This is a genomic window from Alicyclobacillus hesperidum (assembly GCF_900107035.1).
Classification (GTDB): Bacteria; Bacillota; Bacilli; order Alicyclobacillales; family Alicyclobacillaceae; genus Alicyclobacillus; species Alicyclobacillus hesperidum.
Map to the genome: position 1 here is coordinate 50,159 of NZ_FNOJ01000010.1, position 13,845 is coordinate 64,003.

The following is a 13,845-nucleotide window of genomic DNA, read 5'->3' on the forward strand; positions in this document are numbered from 1 at the left end:
TTCCGACCAGCGCGTTATAATAGATGGAAATCCAACAGATGGGACGAAGCCAATGAAACAACGGCATAACGCGCGCTTTACGGCCGTTGTAGTCGCGTTGACAGGGGTTATCTGTGCGTCTTTGACGGGTTGTGGGACTTCGCAGCAGGCGGCGCCATCAACGCGCGTGCACGCGACGCAACCGACTACAACGCTGAACACAACAGGCAATCCAAAACCAGCCTTCACCGGTCCAACTGCCCAGCCAATCACCGTCATGGCGGTGGGTGGATCGGTCGCGCACGGATGGGACGACAAAACGGGTGGTGGATACCTCGCCAGGGCGTTTCAAACGTTGACTGACGAAGGCCCTGTCTCCTTTGCATTCGTCAATAAATCAATTGAAGGAGACGGCCCAACACAAATGGCTGCGAAGTACCCTGGTTTCCTTGCGGCGTTGCGACCGCGCGTGGTTGTGATATCGTGGGGAATGCTGGACGACATCGCGAACAAGACGCCGATACCAGCCTTTAAAAAGGCCATTCAAGACGAAATTAGCCTAGCGCTTAAGGCAAATGCGGACGTGATCGTCGTGACACCGCCGCCGACAGGCGCGTCGTACGGTCATGATGTCAAATCCGAGGCCAACTTGATCAACATCGAGGTTTCACTCGCGCGAAGCTTCCACAGTCAACATGTCTACGTATTCGACCTGTTTACGCAAATGAAACAATACCTCGCATCGCACCACCAATCCATCAATCAGTACAGTGCCGACGCTTGGCATCCGAACACACTGGGGCATGAACTGGCGGGAGAAATCCTCGCAGGCGATTTGGCAACCCAGTTTGTCAAGAGTGCAAAGTCGAATTCTGCAACCTCCCCGTAATCGAGGGGCGGCCAGCCGGCTTTACACATGGGCCGATTGCGCCGCCCCCGCTTCTTTTGCGGACTGCACCATAGCATAACGCGAGAGCACGTCAATGCCACCGCTTCCCACCCAATCAGGGAACTGTTCGTGCAGAGGGCCATCTTTACATAGCTGCAACCAGGCGTCGACACACACCGGATCAAAGGCAAGCCCCCGATTATCTGCAAGATAGTTCATGGCTTCCTGATGTGTCCAAGCGCGACGGTACGATCTCGCTGACGTCAAGGCGTCGTACACGTCGGCCACTGCCGTAAGGCGCGCGAAAAACGGAATCTGTTCTCCGGCTAAACCGTCCGGGTATCCCGTACCATCCCATCGTTCGTGATGATGCCTTATGACCTGCAGTTCTTCCTCTCGAAACGCCAGCTTGGCACACATGCTATGTCCAATCTCCGGATGTTTACGAATGATGAGCAACTCTTCAGGCTCTAAACGATCCGGTTTGTTCAACACGGCGTCCGGTATTGCAATCTTACCAACATCATGCACGAGGCCAGCCCGAAACACCGCTTTGCGCCCCCTCGAATCAACGCCCAATGACTCGGCCAGCTTTAGCGCGTAAAACGCAACTCGCAAGCTATGGCCAGCCGTATAGGAATCTTTCGATTCAATGGCGATGACCAGGCTCAGCACGGCTTCTGGCACCGTGACCTCAACACCAGTCATCGCAACGCGCCGCGCTCGCTTCGCTTCATACATGCGAGCATCGGCCGTGCGGAAGAGGGCGGGCAGATCCGTCCCGTCGGTAGGTCCCACCGCGATGCCCACGCTTAACTCGACAACCGGATCTCCCGGCTTTGCCACAAGCGCCAGCTGTGTCTCTGCCCTCCGCACAGACTGCATAAGAACGTCAGGATCGCCCACTCGCGTATCGACAATCACCCATTCGTCCCCACCGACCCGGAATAACCTAGCCGACTTGGCAAGCGTCTGCCCTAACGCCTCAGCGAGCGCTTGCAGAATCTGATCTCCTTTAAAGTGGCCATATTTGTCATTGATCAGCTTAAAGTTGTCGAGATCGATCACGGCCACGCAACCGACAAAAGGAGCATCACCTGCATGGCTACAAAGCCATTCCCAAGCATAACGATTTTCTGCCCCAGTTAACCCGTCAGTCGTCAAGGACTTTTGCAACTTTTCAATCCTTGTATAGCGTGCAACCGCTGCAAAGCTGGAGAGCTGGAGGACGGCTGCCAGCGCAATTCCGACGGTGCGTAAACCCTGGGGAATGAGTGCGACAATGAATATCATGAGGTATGTACTGAAGTATCCCCAGTGCAACTCGCGAACGACTTTGCCAAGTTGTTCCCAAAGTGTGCGCCCTTCGCGCAGTGCTACAATCATCGCCGATACTAGGCGATTGACGGCAAGGTGTACCGCCAGTGCGAGGAACGCCGCCAAAGCCCGGCCGAATATCGACGGGGCCAAGGCGTCAGCCAGTCCCCAATAGACCTGTGCAGCAACATAGAGGCCAAGGCCGACATGTGCGTACGTCTGCGGGTACTTCCACCACTTCGCCCGCTCGCGTGCTGTGATCATTGTCAGGCTCGGCAACGCGACAAGCGCCGTAAACACGGGGTTGGCCATAAAAATGCTAAGCATTAAAAACGGGAGTCCCGGGCGCCATGAAGCACCGCTTGGCATTTTCACCACCCAAGGCGCAATGAACATCGATATGATCATCAACTCGAAATATGCGACGGGATCCGCCATGCGGTGAATGTGTAGCGCGTCTAACAGGTTGTCTACGATGAGCAAGTTACCGACGATCACGATGGCCAACAAAAACCAGAACAACGGTCGTCGGCGACGAGCAATGTTCTGCATGCCCAGCCCTCCCAGCGAGCGGCCGGATAATCCACAAAACCGCATTTCAACTTGACTTGTCTCCCAAATGATATGATAGACGAGCAAGATTCATTTGCCAATGGCAATCCCCACTTGGCAAGGTCCTGTGGTATTGTGTTTGTAAGCGTCATCATCAGAACATTCCAACCTCGAGTCTCAACGTGAAAGGAAGGGAGTTCATGCCCTCAGAATTCATGTCTGGCGTCAACCTTGGAGGATGGATCTCGCAATACTGGCAAGCAAGCAAAGAGCATTTTGATACCTTTATCCGCGAGGAGGACATTGAACGCATCGCGTCGTGGGGCATGGATCATGTTCGCTTGCCTCTCGACTATCCAGTGATTGAAAGCGACCTTCACCCTGGCGTCTACCTGGAAGAAGGCTTGCACTATATCGATAAGTGCCTGGAGTGGTGTGAAAAGTACGGGTTGGGTCTTGTGCTTGATTTGCACCGCGCGCCTGGCTATAGCTTCGGAACTCTTGACACCAATACGTTGTTTGACGATGAAACGGATCAACAGCGTTTCGTCGCTATCTGGGAAATGTTTTCAAAACGGTATCGAGGTAAACGTGACCAACTCTGGTTTGAATTGATGAACGAAGTAGTCGATGCGACCAGCGAACGTTGGAATCGACTCGCTCACCGGGCGATTGAGGCCATTCGCGCGATCGATCCCGAGCGCATCATTGTGTATGGCGGAAATCATTACAATTCAATCGACGAATTGCGCCACATCGAACTCGTTTCCCGCGATGAGCGCATCATCTATACGTTTCATTTCTATAAGCCACACTTATTCACACACCAAAAAGCAAGTTGGTCGGAAGTGACCAAGTTGTACAATCGAACCATCAGCTATCCAGGTCGCTTTCCCGGTCTCTCCGAATTTCTTGACGGCCACCCCGAATTCGGAGGGGGCGAAAATGACTTGGCAAACACCTTTATGGACAAAGCGTTACTAGAGCGGTATCTGCAGCCTGCTGCGGAGTTTATGGAACAATCGGGACGCAAGCTATACTGCGGAGAATATGGCGTGATCGACGAGGCACCGTTAACCAGTCGAATAGGTTGGCACCGAGATGTTGTTGACCTTTTACGCAAGTTGGGAATTGGCCGAGCGTGCTGGTCGTACAAAGAGATGAATTTTGGTCTGGTCAACAAGGCCGGTCGCGTTATCGATCCAGAATTAGTGCGTATCGTGAGCACCCGCGAATAGGTTCGAGGCCCGGTGGCAATCACCGGGCCTGTGTACATTCAGGGAGATGAACGCCCAACGCCTGGGCGAGTGCAGAAAAATCGTCCCACACTTCTTCCGAAATCGGGATGCCTGTTGCACGCCGAAGCTGTTTGGAAAGAAATCGACGCTCGCCGGGTACGTATATCCGTTCGCTGCCTTCCGCCAGCGGCACAGCGTGCACATCATCCATCAGCGTCTGTATGCGCTCAACAAACGCCGCTTGACCAACAAAATGTTCAGGGTTGATGGCCAAATAAAAAAATCCATTACCAGGAGGCTCGTCGCCCTCCCCGAACATCGACCCTACTTCGTCACCAACACGGGCACCAGATAAAACGCCCGCCAACACTTCAATCATCATCGCCAGGGCGTAGCCTTTCGCTCCCGCCATGGGCAAGAGCGAACCATCCAGAGCGGCCTTCGGATCGATCGTGGCACGCCCTTCACGGTCAACGGCCCATCCCTCTGGGATGGCCTCGCCGCGCCGAGCCGCCTGGATGATGTGGCCGCGAGCGACGACGCTGGTGGCGAGATCGACCGAAAGCGAGTATTCGGCATTCGTCGGAGCCGCAAAGGCGATGGGATTCGTTCCAAAAAACGGTTTGCGCCCACCTGTAGGTGGAACAGCGGGATGCGTATTGCAACAGCATAGCCCAATCATGCCGTAATGTGTCGCCCATTCTGCGTAAAGAGAGAGTGCTCCCGCGTGATTGCCTCGATACACCGCAACGGCACCTAGGCCTGCGGTGCGCGCGAGATCGACTGCGAAGTTAGCTGCCAGTTTTGCACTGACACAGCCAAGGCCGTTGTCGCCATTTAGGATGGCAGTCACCGGCCCTGTTCGGTTCCACGTCATGTGTGGTCGAGCATTGATTTTCCCGCTCTGTAACCCCTCGATGTAGGCCTTGAGACGCATGGTCCCATGCGTGCTCAAGCCTTGCAAATCAGCTTCTACCATCGCAGTGGCTGCCCAATCTGCATCGTCGTGGACAACGCCGACTGCCGAAAAACACGCGCGAGCAAAGTGCCGCAACGCAATTGGCGACACGGACAACTGCAACGTGCATCATCTCCTGTGCCACTTCGGCTCATTGCTCGACCGCTTTGGCCAGCAGTGACGCATAAAAGGCCGCGCCCTGTGGGTTTAAATGCACCCCATCCGGATAAAAGTACGCGTTGTGACCCGCACTCGCTTGATACCAATTGACCAAGACCGTATGAGGAAACGTCTGTGCAACTTGCGCCAACGTCTGATTGACCACATTTTGCCACGGTCTGGGAACGCGCGTATTCACCAAAATGATGCGCTTCACTGGGCCTAGCGACTGTAGCAACGAGACGAGTTGTGATTTGCTAAAGGGACCATTGGTGCCCAACTCGATAATGACGACGTCGCCCAGTTCACCTTTTGCCTTCAGCTGTGCAACCGCCTCCGGTGCTTCATACATCTGCCTGCCTACCATACCATCACACACAATACCGGGAAGCAATTTCTGCAAATACGGCGTAGCGTCAACCATGACGGAATCGCCAATCGCACTGACTCCGACACCGCTTTCTACTTTCGGCACTCTCGCCGAAATCGGCCGCGTTTTTTCATGTTCGGTGGCAGCGGCCGTCGTCTTGTCGACCGCAGTTCCGACTCCGGTGCTACCATGTGCGGCACGGTTGATAGCTTTCCCCGAAGCGTCCGCGCCATTCCCAACGGCAGATTTCACCGGTTGCGTGCTACGCTTATCCGTATGTGCCCCGCCTTGCTGACCCAATTCCCGCACATCGTTCCCTAAGGTCGCGACAACCGTTGGAGCATATGCCGTCATCCCTGCACAAAACAGTACCACCACTGCCACGCCGCTGCCCGCCAACGCCCATCGGCTGGGATGGCGTCGCCGAACGCGCACCGTCCTGTCCGGGGCGTCCGTTCCTTTACGGCTGCCTAGACGTCGAATCGGTTCCTCCAATATCCTCCATGACAACGCAGCAATCACGATGCTGGCAATCACCTGAAGTGCAGCTCGACCAGCATTAAACTGGTTTGCGTCCATGAGCGGAGTTGTCAACACGATAATTGGAAAGTGCCACAAATAGATACCATAGGAACGCACGCCGAGCCACCGCAACGGATGCAAGCCAAATAAGCGGCCAAGGCGCGTATCCGGATGGGCGAGACAGGCCACGAGAACGGCCGTCGCGATCGATAGAAGAAGCAATCCACCGCGATATAAAAAGTTCTCGTACTCATTCGTCTGCCAAATCATCCATAGGATTGCTAGTAAACCGAGAAATCCAATGATGTCGAGCCAGCGCCGTGCGGATACAGACAGCCCCCGCGAAAATTGGCTGCTCGGCCAGACAAATGCGACACATGCGCCGATGAGCAAGCCAAATGCCCGGGTATCAGTACCATAATAAACGCGGCTGGGGTCCATACCAGGCTGGTACAAGATGCCCATCCAAGCTGCGGACGCCAGGACGAGTACGAACGTCGCAATCAGCATACTTCCACGCCGACGCAAAAAGCGTAGACCAAGCATGAGCACAAGCGGCCAAAGTAGGTAAAACTGTTCTTCAACTGCCAGCGACCAAAGATGGCCAAGCGGTGTCTGACGCCCAAAGCTAGCGAAGTAGGACACCTTATGAAAGATAAACCACCAATTGCTTACGTAGCAAATCGACGCAACGGCATCCTGCCAAAATTGCGTGAACTGTGTTTTATCCTCAAACCAAACCCAAACCATGACAGCGACGAGCATGGAGAACATCGCTGGCAACAAGCGTCGCGCCCGTCTCAGCCAAAAATCTCCGAGCAGAATTCGTCCATTTCGCTTCCATTGTGCAATTAATAGATCAGTAATGAGATAGCCCGACAAGACGAAAAAGACTTGCACACCCAAAAGACCGCCGGGGGCCCAACTAAGGTTCAAATGATACGCAATAACGGCGAGCACCGCGAGTGCCCGCAACCCATCGAGACCTGGCATATAGCGGCCGTTGCCACCCATTGGCTTCGGCATGTCGAAACTCCCCCTGTCGGCGCTGTTCGTGTCGAAATCCCTCTCAAGATTATACCTAGCTGACGATTCTCGTGGGCGTGATGTTTCATGGAAATTCTGTGGATATGCCATGAATCTCATATAAATTACGTTTGTCGACCATCACCCTTTCGGTCGAAAAATGACAGCTGCCAAAAAGGCGAAGACAATCGCTGCCGAGATACCAGCACTCGTTAACTCAAATATGCCTGTGATGACCCCGAGCAGACCATGTACCTTGCCTTCCGCAATGGCCCCTTGCACCAATGCGTTGCCAAATGAAGTGATGGGCACCGTGGCCCCGGCGCCGGCAAAGCGAACAATCGGTTCATAAAGGTCAAACCCACTGACAATGGCGCCAGCGACGACAAGCGACGAAACAACATTGGCGGGTGGCAATTTCACGACGTCCATAAGAAATTGTCCAATTAAACAAATAAATCCACCTACGAGAAAAGCCCAAAGATAAATCATGACGATTGACTCCCCTCAATACGTTCCATTGCCGCCGCATGCGCAATACAGGGAATAGTATCCTTTTGCTGGTAAGAAATTGGAGACAGCAGTGCCCCGGTTGCGACCATCAATACTCGCTTCAAGCTACCCTCGCGCAAGCGACGCTGAACATAACCATACGCCACAGAAGCGGAACACCCACATCCACTCCCACCCGACCAGACGTCCGGTATATCTCCATAGACCATCATGCCTGCGTCGGCAAAACGATCGCGTGGAATGGGAACGTCATGTTGCTCGCAAAGATCAAGCAGAATGCGGTGCCCTACTTTCCCCAAATCCCCAGTGATAATCAAGTCATAATAATCGTAAGGAAGATCGAAATCGCGAAAATGACTGACCAAGGTGTCGAAGGCTGCAGGTGCCATCGCAGCGCCCATATTAAAGGGATCTGTCAGTCCCATGTCAACCACGCGGCCGACCGTAGCGCGCGTTACCACCGGATGGTTTCCGGAACCATCATTGGCCGCAATAATCGCCGCGCCCCCCGCCGTCACTGTCCATTGGGCAGTCGGCGGCTTTTGCGCTCCATACTCCGTTGGGTACCGATAGTGCTTCTCAGCCGCCGCGTTGTGGCTAACCGTACCCGTCATAACATAGAGCGCGGAATCTGCGTCGATCATCAATGAAGCCAACGCGAGGCCTTCCATGGAAGTCGAGCAAGCCCCGAAAATGCCCAGGTAAGGCATCGACAGCGTGCGTGCCGCGAACGAGGACGAAATAATTTGATTCATGAGATCCCCAGCAATAAAAAAAGTGATATTGTCCTTGGACAGCCCCGCTTTTTCAATGGCCTTTGCGCACGTTTCATCAAGCAGCATGCGCTCCGCTTGCTCCCAGCTTTTTTGTTGCATGCGTAGATCACTGTGCAAGAGATCGAAATCGTCCGCTAACGGCCCCCTGCCCTCCATCGGCCCTCCGATGACAGCGGTGGATAGGATCATGGGATTCTTCGGAAATGCCCAACTCTGATAACCGACAAGCATGATTTACCTCCCTATGACCAGAAGCGTGCGAATGAGCGCGATGAAAAACGCGGAGACAACCCCCCAGACGATTACAGATCCGGCGAGTTTAAACATATTCCCGGCCACGCCAAGCACAAAGCCTTCCGTGCGATATTCCATCGCAGCCGACACCATTGAGTTTGCGAACCCCGTCACAGGTACCGCAGTCCCCGCTCCCGCCCAACGGGCGAACTTGTCAAACACCCCTAACCCCGTGGCCATGGCCGTCAATGCTATGAGAACGGCGACTGTTGGATTCCCAGCATCCTTTTGACTAAATCCAAACACGTGGATAAACAAATCCTGTATTGCTTGTCCCAACACACAAATCAATCCGCCCACAACAAAAGCTACAGTCAAGTTGCGCAAGATAGGGCGTGCAGGTTCGCGCGCTTTGGCAAACTGCTGATACTTTTGCATCGTAGGCGTGGCCTTTTTTAGCTTTTGATTTGCCATCGTCGTCCCCCCTACCGCGTGAGGTATGGACCGACCTTGTCAATCACTTGCTGAATACGTTCGGCAGCCTCCGTATACATACGTTTGGCCTGTACATCCGCGGTCGCAAGTGCGAACGACTCCAGATCGGCCTGTACCTTTTTGAGCGTGATATTCGTGAGTGGCAAGATTTGCGGCTCAGGAATTTTAAGCTTGTCCTCGTACACATCGATATACAGTTGGCCAGTGGCATCGACCTGTGCGAGAAAGACGTTTTCGACTGCCACGCCTTGCTTTTCTAACTCCGTTTTCAGCCATGCACGATTAAATCCGATGGTCGCCAAGGCCTCGTCCATAATCTGCCCATCCATAATCACGGCTTGCGGCTCGACTTCTGGTGGGACCTGCAGCCCCATGCGTTTTGGCGTCAACGGTTGTTGCTCCGACTTCACCAGGACATTGACCGTGCCATTGGATTCCATGAGTGCAAATTCAACGTCGGCAACTTTGAACACATTTTTGCTTCGAAGGTGCTCCAGCAACTCATCCGTCGACATGCGCTCTTTCTTCAGATTGTCCTCTAAAATTTTTCCGTCCCGAATCAATACGCGCGCGTGACCTTCCAAAAAGTCACGTGCCGATTTACTTTTCAATGCCACCCAACTGAGTGCTATCGGCAAAGCGGTGTAAACCGCCATCGGCAGCAGGCCATGGTATAAAGGCGCATCCAGTTCATCAGGGATAATTGCAGCCATATCGCCTATAGCAATGCCGACTATGTATTCAAAAAACGTAATTTGCGACAGCTGACGCTTACCGATCAACCTTGCAAATACGAACATAGCGCAAAACGATATTAGTGTTCGAATAATAATGTGAACCCATTCCGGCACTTCGATAACCCCTTCGAGCCAGGAGGCAATGCCTCCTGGCTACATTTACGTTGTGTTTTTGTGATTTTAGAAACCTTTGTACGTCGGCTCTTCCTTCTCGAGCTGGCCAACGCGCTGCTGCAGTTGATCGACGACCGACTGCGTCGTTTGCGCCGCCTGCGTGTAGACCTGCTTTGCCTGTTTGTTTTGGGTCGCGAGCGCAAACGACTCAAGGTTCGCTTGCGCACTCTTTAGATTTGCCAACGTCGTCTTGACCTGCTGTGCGATGGTCATGAACCACTCACCTCCATGCGTGATGAGAGTAATGTGGCGTTTGGCTCCCCTTGCTATGCCCCAGCCCGCGTGGAAATTCGTGTATACGACGGCACGACAACCGCCATACTCGTGGTAGCGATAAGGAGAGTGGACGATGAAACGAACGCGACTTGGGGCATTCCTCTTTGGCATGGGGCTTACCGGCATGATCGATGGAATCGTCTTTCACCAGTTATTACAGTGGCACAGTACATACATGTGGACTACGCGGCATAATCAGATCGTCAGCGATGGTTTATTGCATGTGATCACCACGGCATTCATGGTGGCAGGTACTTCTGTCCTATGGCTGGATGACACACCCAACAAAACTTTTCGCAACCGCAGTTTTTGGGGAGCACTTCTCCTTGGAGGTGGAATTTTCAATCTATTCGAGGGCGTCATCAATCACCACGTCCTGCAGATCCATCACGTGCGTCCTGGACCACTGCAAGCAGAGTATGATATCGCATTCGATCTCGCTGCATGCTGTCTCGTGATTCTGGGCATCGCACTCTCGCGAATGCATCGACTCACGACAGACTAAATCTAATCCCCAGAAAGACATACTAATTAAACATCTAGAAATCTGCGTTTGTGTTGATTTTCATGTTTTTATTTGTTATGATTCGCTTGCACTGAACTTTCCATAAATTCTTCTGCATTTTGCGATATGATGAAAACGTTATCTCTACTCTTGTCAGGTCACTCAACAGGTGCCGCGTTTGTCATTCTTTTTGCCTTATCGACGCACCTACATGCTTGGAGGTCTGTCCGATGAAGGTCAGTCTGTTCATCACTTGTATTGTCGACAGCGTTTTCCTGAATGTTGGCATCTCGATGACACGTATATTGCAGGCGTGCGGTTGCGAGGTCTCATTCCCGCCGCAGCAGACATGCTGTGGACAGCCCGCGTTTAACAGCGGCTATACCGATGAAGCACGAGATGTCGGCAAGACGCTACTGGAAGCGTTCCAGGAAAGTGATGTCGTTGTCAGCCCCTCAGGCTCTTGTGTCGGTATGATTCATCACTACTACCCTCAGTTGTTTGCCGATGATCCGCACTTGCATCAAGCTGCTATCGATTTGGCGAATAAAACCTATGAGTTCTCGCAATTTATGGTGCAGAAATTACAGATGACGGATCTCGGTGCCCGTTTTCCGCATCGCGTGACTTATCATCCATCCTGTCACGGTTCAAGGTTACTCGGCGTCAAGGACGAGCCCATGCAATTGTTACGAGGGGTTCGTGAGATTGAACTCGTCGATTTGCCCTATGCGACCGATTGCTGTGGCTTCGGCGGCACGTTCGCCGCTAAAATGGGGGAAATTTCAAGTGCAATAGTCGAGGAAAAGGCAGCAAATGTCGCGGACACCCTTGCGGAAGTACTCGTCGGAACGGACATGGGGTGTTTGATGAACATCGGCGGGCGACTACGACGCACAAATCGGCCTATACGCGTGATGCATCTCACGGAACTTCTGCTGGAAGGGATGCAACTGGGAAGAGGGGTGAAAGCATGAGCACAACACATGGCTCAACAAACGTGCACGATCGCGCACAGCACGCTTTGGCAGACGACTTTCTGCGGCAAGCCGTCCACTTCACGACGGATCGTCTGCGCTACAAAAAACAAGCCGTTACTGGAGAATTCGGCAATTGGGAGGCATGGCGCGAGCGCGGACGACAGATCCGTCAGCACACCATTGCCAACCTTGACTATTACTTGGATCTGTTTACACGCAACCTGGAGGCACACGGTGCACACGTACATTTCGCTGCAACTGCTGATGACGCGATCCACGCGCTGCGAGAAATTGCAACGGCTCAAAACGCCAAACGTATTGTCAAATCCAAGTCGATGGTCACCGAAGAAATTCACGTAAACCATCATCTTGAGGAGATGGGGATCCATGTCGTCGAGACTGATCTCGGCGAATACATTGTTCAACTCTCCGGCGAGACGCCGTCGCACATCATCATTCCGGCCATTCACAAAAATCGCGAACAAATTCGCGACCTGTTTGAAGCCGCTGGTGGCGAACGACTTACTACGGAAACGCGGGATCTGGCGGCATTCGCACGGAGGACGCTCCGCCGAGCGTATCTAGCCGCCGATATCGGAATCACGGGATGCAATTTCGGTATTGCGGAGACCGGCTCTATCGCGCTATTCACCAACGAAGGCAATGCCGATCTCGTCATGAACATGCCCAAAACACATATCGTTTTCATGGGCATGGAACGCATCCTGCCCACCATGGAAGATCTCGAGGTTTTCGCACACCTTCTGCCTAAAAGCGCAACCGGACAGAATGTGATCACGTACATGTCCGTCATCACGGGCCCCCGCCGCCAACACGAGGCAGACGGCGCACGAGATATGCATGTCATCATTCTCGACAACGGCCGCTCTCGCCAACTCGGCGATCCCGATTTTCAAGCGGTGCTTCATTGCATTCGATGCGGCGCATGCCTGAACGTGTGTCCCGTATATCGCCAAATTGGTGGCCATGCGTACGGATCGGTCTACCCTGGTCCCATTGGTGCTGTCCTTTCCCCCCTGTTAAACAATGGTGAACAGTATCAAGACTTGCCCTACGCCTCAAGTTTGTGCGGGGCTTGTTACGAAGCATGTCCTGTCAAGATTCCACTCCATGACATGCTCGTGCGCGAGCGCCAGCGATTTGTCGCATCGGGCCGTGTCAAACCCGCGGAGAGGGCAGCATTCCAGGCATTTCGGCAACTGTTTGGCAAAGCTGGACGCTACCAGACGACGATCCGGATCGCACGCAGACTACAATTCCCGATTGCCCATGATGGGTATATTCGCGCTAAAATTGGTCCGCTTGCCGGATGGACGATGAGCCGTGACTTCCCTGTCCTGCCAAAACGAACATTCCGCGAGCTTTGGCCTGAGCTTACAAGAAAGGGGAATGGGCGTGGATAAAGCAACATTTCTCGAGCGAATTGCAAAGCCTCTCGGACGCATGCCTGGCGAACCCCCCTCACCTCGAACCGTGGTTGGCGTGCCCTCGTTTTGGGCGGATCGGCCGTCTACGCCTGCCTCGCGCACTGCATCGTTTATCGAACGGTTCACAGGGCTGGCTGGCGAGATCGTACAGTACGCGAGCATTGAAGAACTTCGCATCGGCCTTAATCATGTGCTAAAGGACATTGGCGCCACCAAAATTGGCGCATGGGGCAAGGAGGCGCCTTGGTCTGTAGACGTGGAGGAGGTGCTTGAGCGTTGGCAGGCATTGCGTTGGCATGCGCAAACGGAGAGGCGCGCGTTTGACGATATCGAGGTCGGAGTTACCAGTTGTGTCTGCGCCATCGCCGACACTGGAACCATCGTGATTGCCAGCGGGCCGGAAGCAGGCCGCACAGTCCACCAGGTTCCGCTTATCCACATCATCATCCTCCGCGCGTCACAACTGGTACAAAGTCTCGGCGAAGCCTTGAGGGAACTTGCACAAGCGCATGAACGCGGCGATGTAGCCGCGTCAAATCACTTTATCAGCGGTGCCAGTAGGTCTTCCGACATCGAAAACGACCAGACGATTGGCGTTCACGGACCGGCACGCGTGATCGCACTGATGTTGCAAGATATGACATGATGACGGAGCAAAGGCGACTGGCGGTCGCCAGCCGCCTCTGTACGACATGAT

The 13,845-nt window shown here is 53.7% G+C and carries 14 protein-coding genes; 6 read left to right on the forward strand and 8 right to left on the reverse strand.

The window, feature by feature from the left end:
- Window positions 1–52 precede the first annotated feature (52 nt).
- Window positions 53–868, forward strand: coding sequence for an SGNH/GDSL hydrolase family protein (locus BLU70_RS08845; RefSeq protein ID WP_074693245.1), 816 nt, complete (start codon window positions 53–55; stop codon window positions 866–868).
- Between the two features lie 21 nt (window positions 869–889).
- Here the strand turns inward: BLU70_RS08845 and BLU70_RS08850 are convergent, their stop codons facing one another.
- The gene (locus tag BLU70_RS08850; RefSeq protein WP_074693246.1) at window positions 890–2,737 is read right to left on the reverse strand and encodes a bifunctional diguanylate cyclase/phosphohydrolase; all 1,848 of its coding nucleotides are present in this window, start codon (window positions 2,735–2,737) and stop codon (window positions 890–892) included.
- Between the two features lie 200 nt (window positions 2,738–2,937).
- On the opposite strand from BLU70_RS08850, the gene BLU70_RS08855 reads away from it, so the two are divergent.
- Complete coding sequence (locus tag BLU70_RS08855) at window positions 2,938–3,975, forward strand: glycoside hydrolase family 5 protein (RefSeq protein ID WP_074693247.1); 1,038 nt, start codon at window positions 2,938–2,940, stop codon at window positions 3,973–3,975.
- Between the two features lie 19 nt (window positions 3,976–3,994).
- Here the strand turns inward: BLU70_RS08855 and BLU70_RS08860 are convergent, their stop codons facing one another.
- The 7 genes from BLU70_RS08860 to BLU70_RS08890 all read right to left on the reverse strand — a co-directional run bounded on the left by BLU70_RS08860 (window position 3,995) and on the right by BLU70_RS08890 (window position 10,152).
- Complete coding sequence (locus BLU70_RS08860; protein WP_006448167.1) at window positions 3,995–5,056, reverse strand: Ldh family oxidoreductase; 1,062 nt, start codon at window positions 5,054–5,056, stop codon at window positions 3,995–3,997.
- 28 nt (window positions 5,057–5,084) lie between these two features.
- Window positions 5,085–7,010: an acyltransferase family protein gene (locus BLU70_RS08865; protein WP_074693248.1), complete on the reverse strand. Its 1,926-nt coding sequence runs from the start codon at window positions 7,008–7,010 to the stop codon at window positions 5,085–5,087.
- 141 nt (window positions 7,011–7,151) lie between these two features.
- Window positions 7,152–7,502, reverse strand: a complete 351-nt coding sequence (spoVAE, locus tag BLU70_RS08870) for a stage V sporulation protein AE (protein WP_006448169.1) — start codon at window positions 7,500–7,502, stop codon at window positions 7,152–7,154.
- Window positions 7,499–8,530 carry a stage V sporulation protein AD gene (gene spoVAD, locus BLU70_RS08875; protein WP_074693249.1) on the reverse strand — a complete coding sequence of 344 codons (1,032 nt, stop codon included), beginning with the start codon at window positions 8,528–8,530 and terminating at the stop codon, window positions 7,499–7,501. The genes spoVAE and spoVAD overlap by 4 nt, the downstream gene beginning before the upstream one ends.
- 3 nt (window positions 8,531–8,533) lie before the next feature.
- Window positions 8,534–9,007 carry a stage V sporulation protein AC gene (gene spoVAC / locus BLU70_RS08880; protein WP_006448171.1) on the reverse strand — a complete coding sequence of 158 codons (474 nt, stop codon included), beginning with the start codon at window positions 9,005–9,007 and terminating at the stop codon, window positions 8,534–8,536.
- Window positions 9,008–9,018: 11 nt separating this feature from the next.
- Window positions 9,019–9,879: a DUF421 domain-containing protein gene (locus BLU70_RS08885; RefSeq protein WP_040290798.1), complete on the reverse strand. Its 861-nt coding sequence runs from the start codon at window positions 9,877–9,879 to the stop codon at window positions 9,019–9,021.
- Window positions 9,880–9,945: 66 nt separating this feature from the next.
- Window positions 9,946–10,152: a DUF1657 domain-containing protein gene (locus tag BLU70_RS08890; protein WP_006448173.1), complete on the reverse strand. Its 207-nt coding sequence runs from the start codon at window positions 10,150–10,152 to the stop codon at window positions 9,946–9,948.
- Window positions 10,153–10,288: 136 nt separating this feature from the next.
- On the opposite strand from BLU70_RS08890, the gene BLU70_RS08895 reads away from it, so the two are divergent.
- The 4 genes from BLU70_RS08895 (at window position 10,289) to BLU70_RS08910 (ending at window position 13,794) form a co-directional block, all read left to right on the forward strand.
- Window positions 10,289–10,720 (forward strand): DUF2243 domain-containing protein, encoded by a 432-nt coding sequence (locus BLU70_RS08895; protein ID WP_074693250.1) that lies wholly within the window; start codon window positions 10,289–10,291, stop codon window positions 10,718–10,720.
- Window positions 10,721–10,950: 230 nt separating this feature from the next.
- Window positions 10,951–11,697: a (Fe-S)-binding protein gene (locus tag BLU70_RS08900; RefSeq protein WP_074693251.1), complete on the forward strand. Its 747-nt coding sequence runs from the start codon at window positions 10,951–10,953 to the stop codon at window positions 11,695–11,697.
- Window positions 11,694–13,124, forward strand: a complete 1,431-nt coding sequence (locus tag BLU70_RS08905; RefSeq protein WP_074693252.1) for a LutB/LldF family L-lactate oxidation iron-sulfur protein — start codon at window positions 11,694–11,696, stop codon at window positions 13,122–13,124. Before BLU70_RS08900 ends, BLU70_RS08905 begins: the two co-directional genes overlap by 4 nt.
- Window positions 13,117–13,794: a LutC/YkgG family protein gene (locus BLU70_RS08910; RefSeq protein ID WP_074693253.1), complete on the forward strand. Its 678-nt coding sequence runs from the start codon at window positions 13,117–13,119 to the stop codon at window positions 13,792–13,794. Before BLU70_RS08905 ends, BLU70_RS08910 begins: the two co-directional genes overlap by 8 nt.
- Window positions 13,795–13,845: the final 51 nt, after the last annotated feature.

Excerpts from the sequence above, each read along its gene's own strand:
- BLU70_RS08905 (WP_074693252.1), top strand. The coding sequence starts at position 11,694 with ATGAGCACAACACATGGCTCAACAAACGTGCACGATCGCGCACAGCAC.
- BLU70_RS08900 (WP_074693251.1), top strand. The coding sequence starts at position 10,951 with ATGAAGGTCAGTCTGTTCATCACTTGTATTGTCGACAGCGTTTTCCTG.
- BLU70_RS08850 (WP_074693246.1), bottom strand. The coding sequence starts at position 2,737 with ATGCAGAACATTGCTCGTCGCCGACGACCGTTGTTCTGGTTTTTGTTG.
- BLU70_RS08890 (WP_006448173.1), bottom strand. The coding sequence starts at position 10,152 with ATGACCATCGCACAGCAGGTCAAGACGACGTTGGCAAATCTAAAGAGT.
- spoVAD (WP_074693249.1), bottom strand. The coding sequence starts at position 8,530 with ATGCTTGTCGGTTATCAGAGTTGGGCATTTCCGAAGAATCCCATGATC.
- BLU70_RS08865 (WP_074693248.1), bottom strand. The coding sequence starts at position 7,010 with ATGCCGAAGCCAATGGGTGGCAACGGCCGCTATATGCCAGGTCTCGAT.
- BLU70_RS08895 (WP_074693250.1), top strand. The coding sequence starts at position 10,289 with ATGAAACGAACGCGACTTGGGGCATTCCTCTTTGGCATGGGGCTTACC.
- BLU70_RS08845 (WP_074693245.1), top strand. The coding sequence starts at position 53 with ATGAAACAACGGCATAACGCGCGCTTTACGGCCGTTGTAGTCGCGTTG.
- BLU70_RS08855 (WP_074693247.1), top strand. The coding sequence starts at position 2,938 with ATGCCCTCAGAATTCATGTCTGGCGTCAACCTTGGAGGATGGATCTCG.
- spoVAC (WP_006448171.1), bottom strand. The coding sequence starts at position 9,007 with ATGGCAAATCAAAAGCTAAAAAAGGCCACGCCTACGATGCAAAAGTAT.
- spoVAE (WP_006448169.1), bottom strand. The coding sequence starts at position 7,502 with ATGATTTATCTTTGGGCTTTTCTCGTAGGTGGATTTATTTGTTTAATT.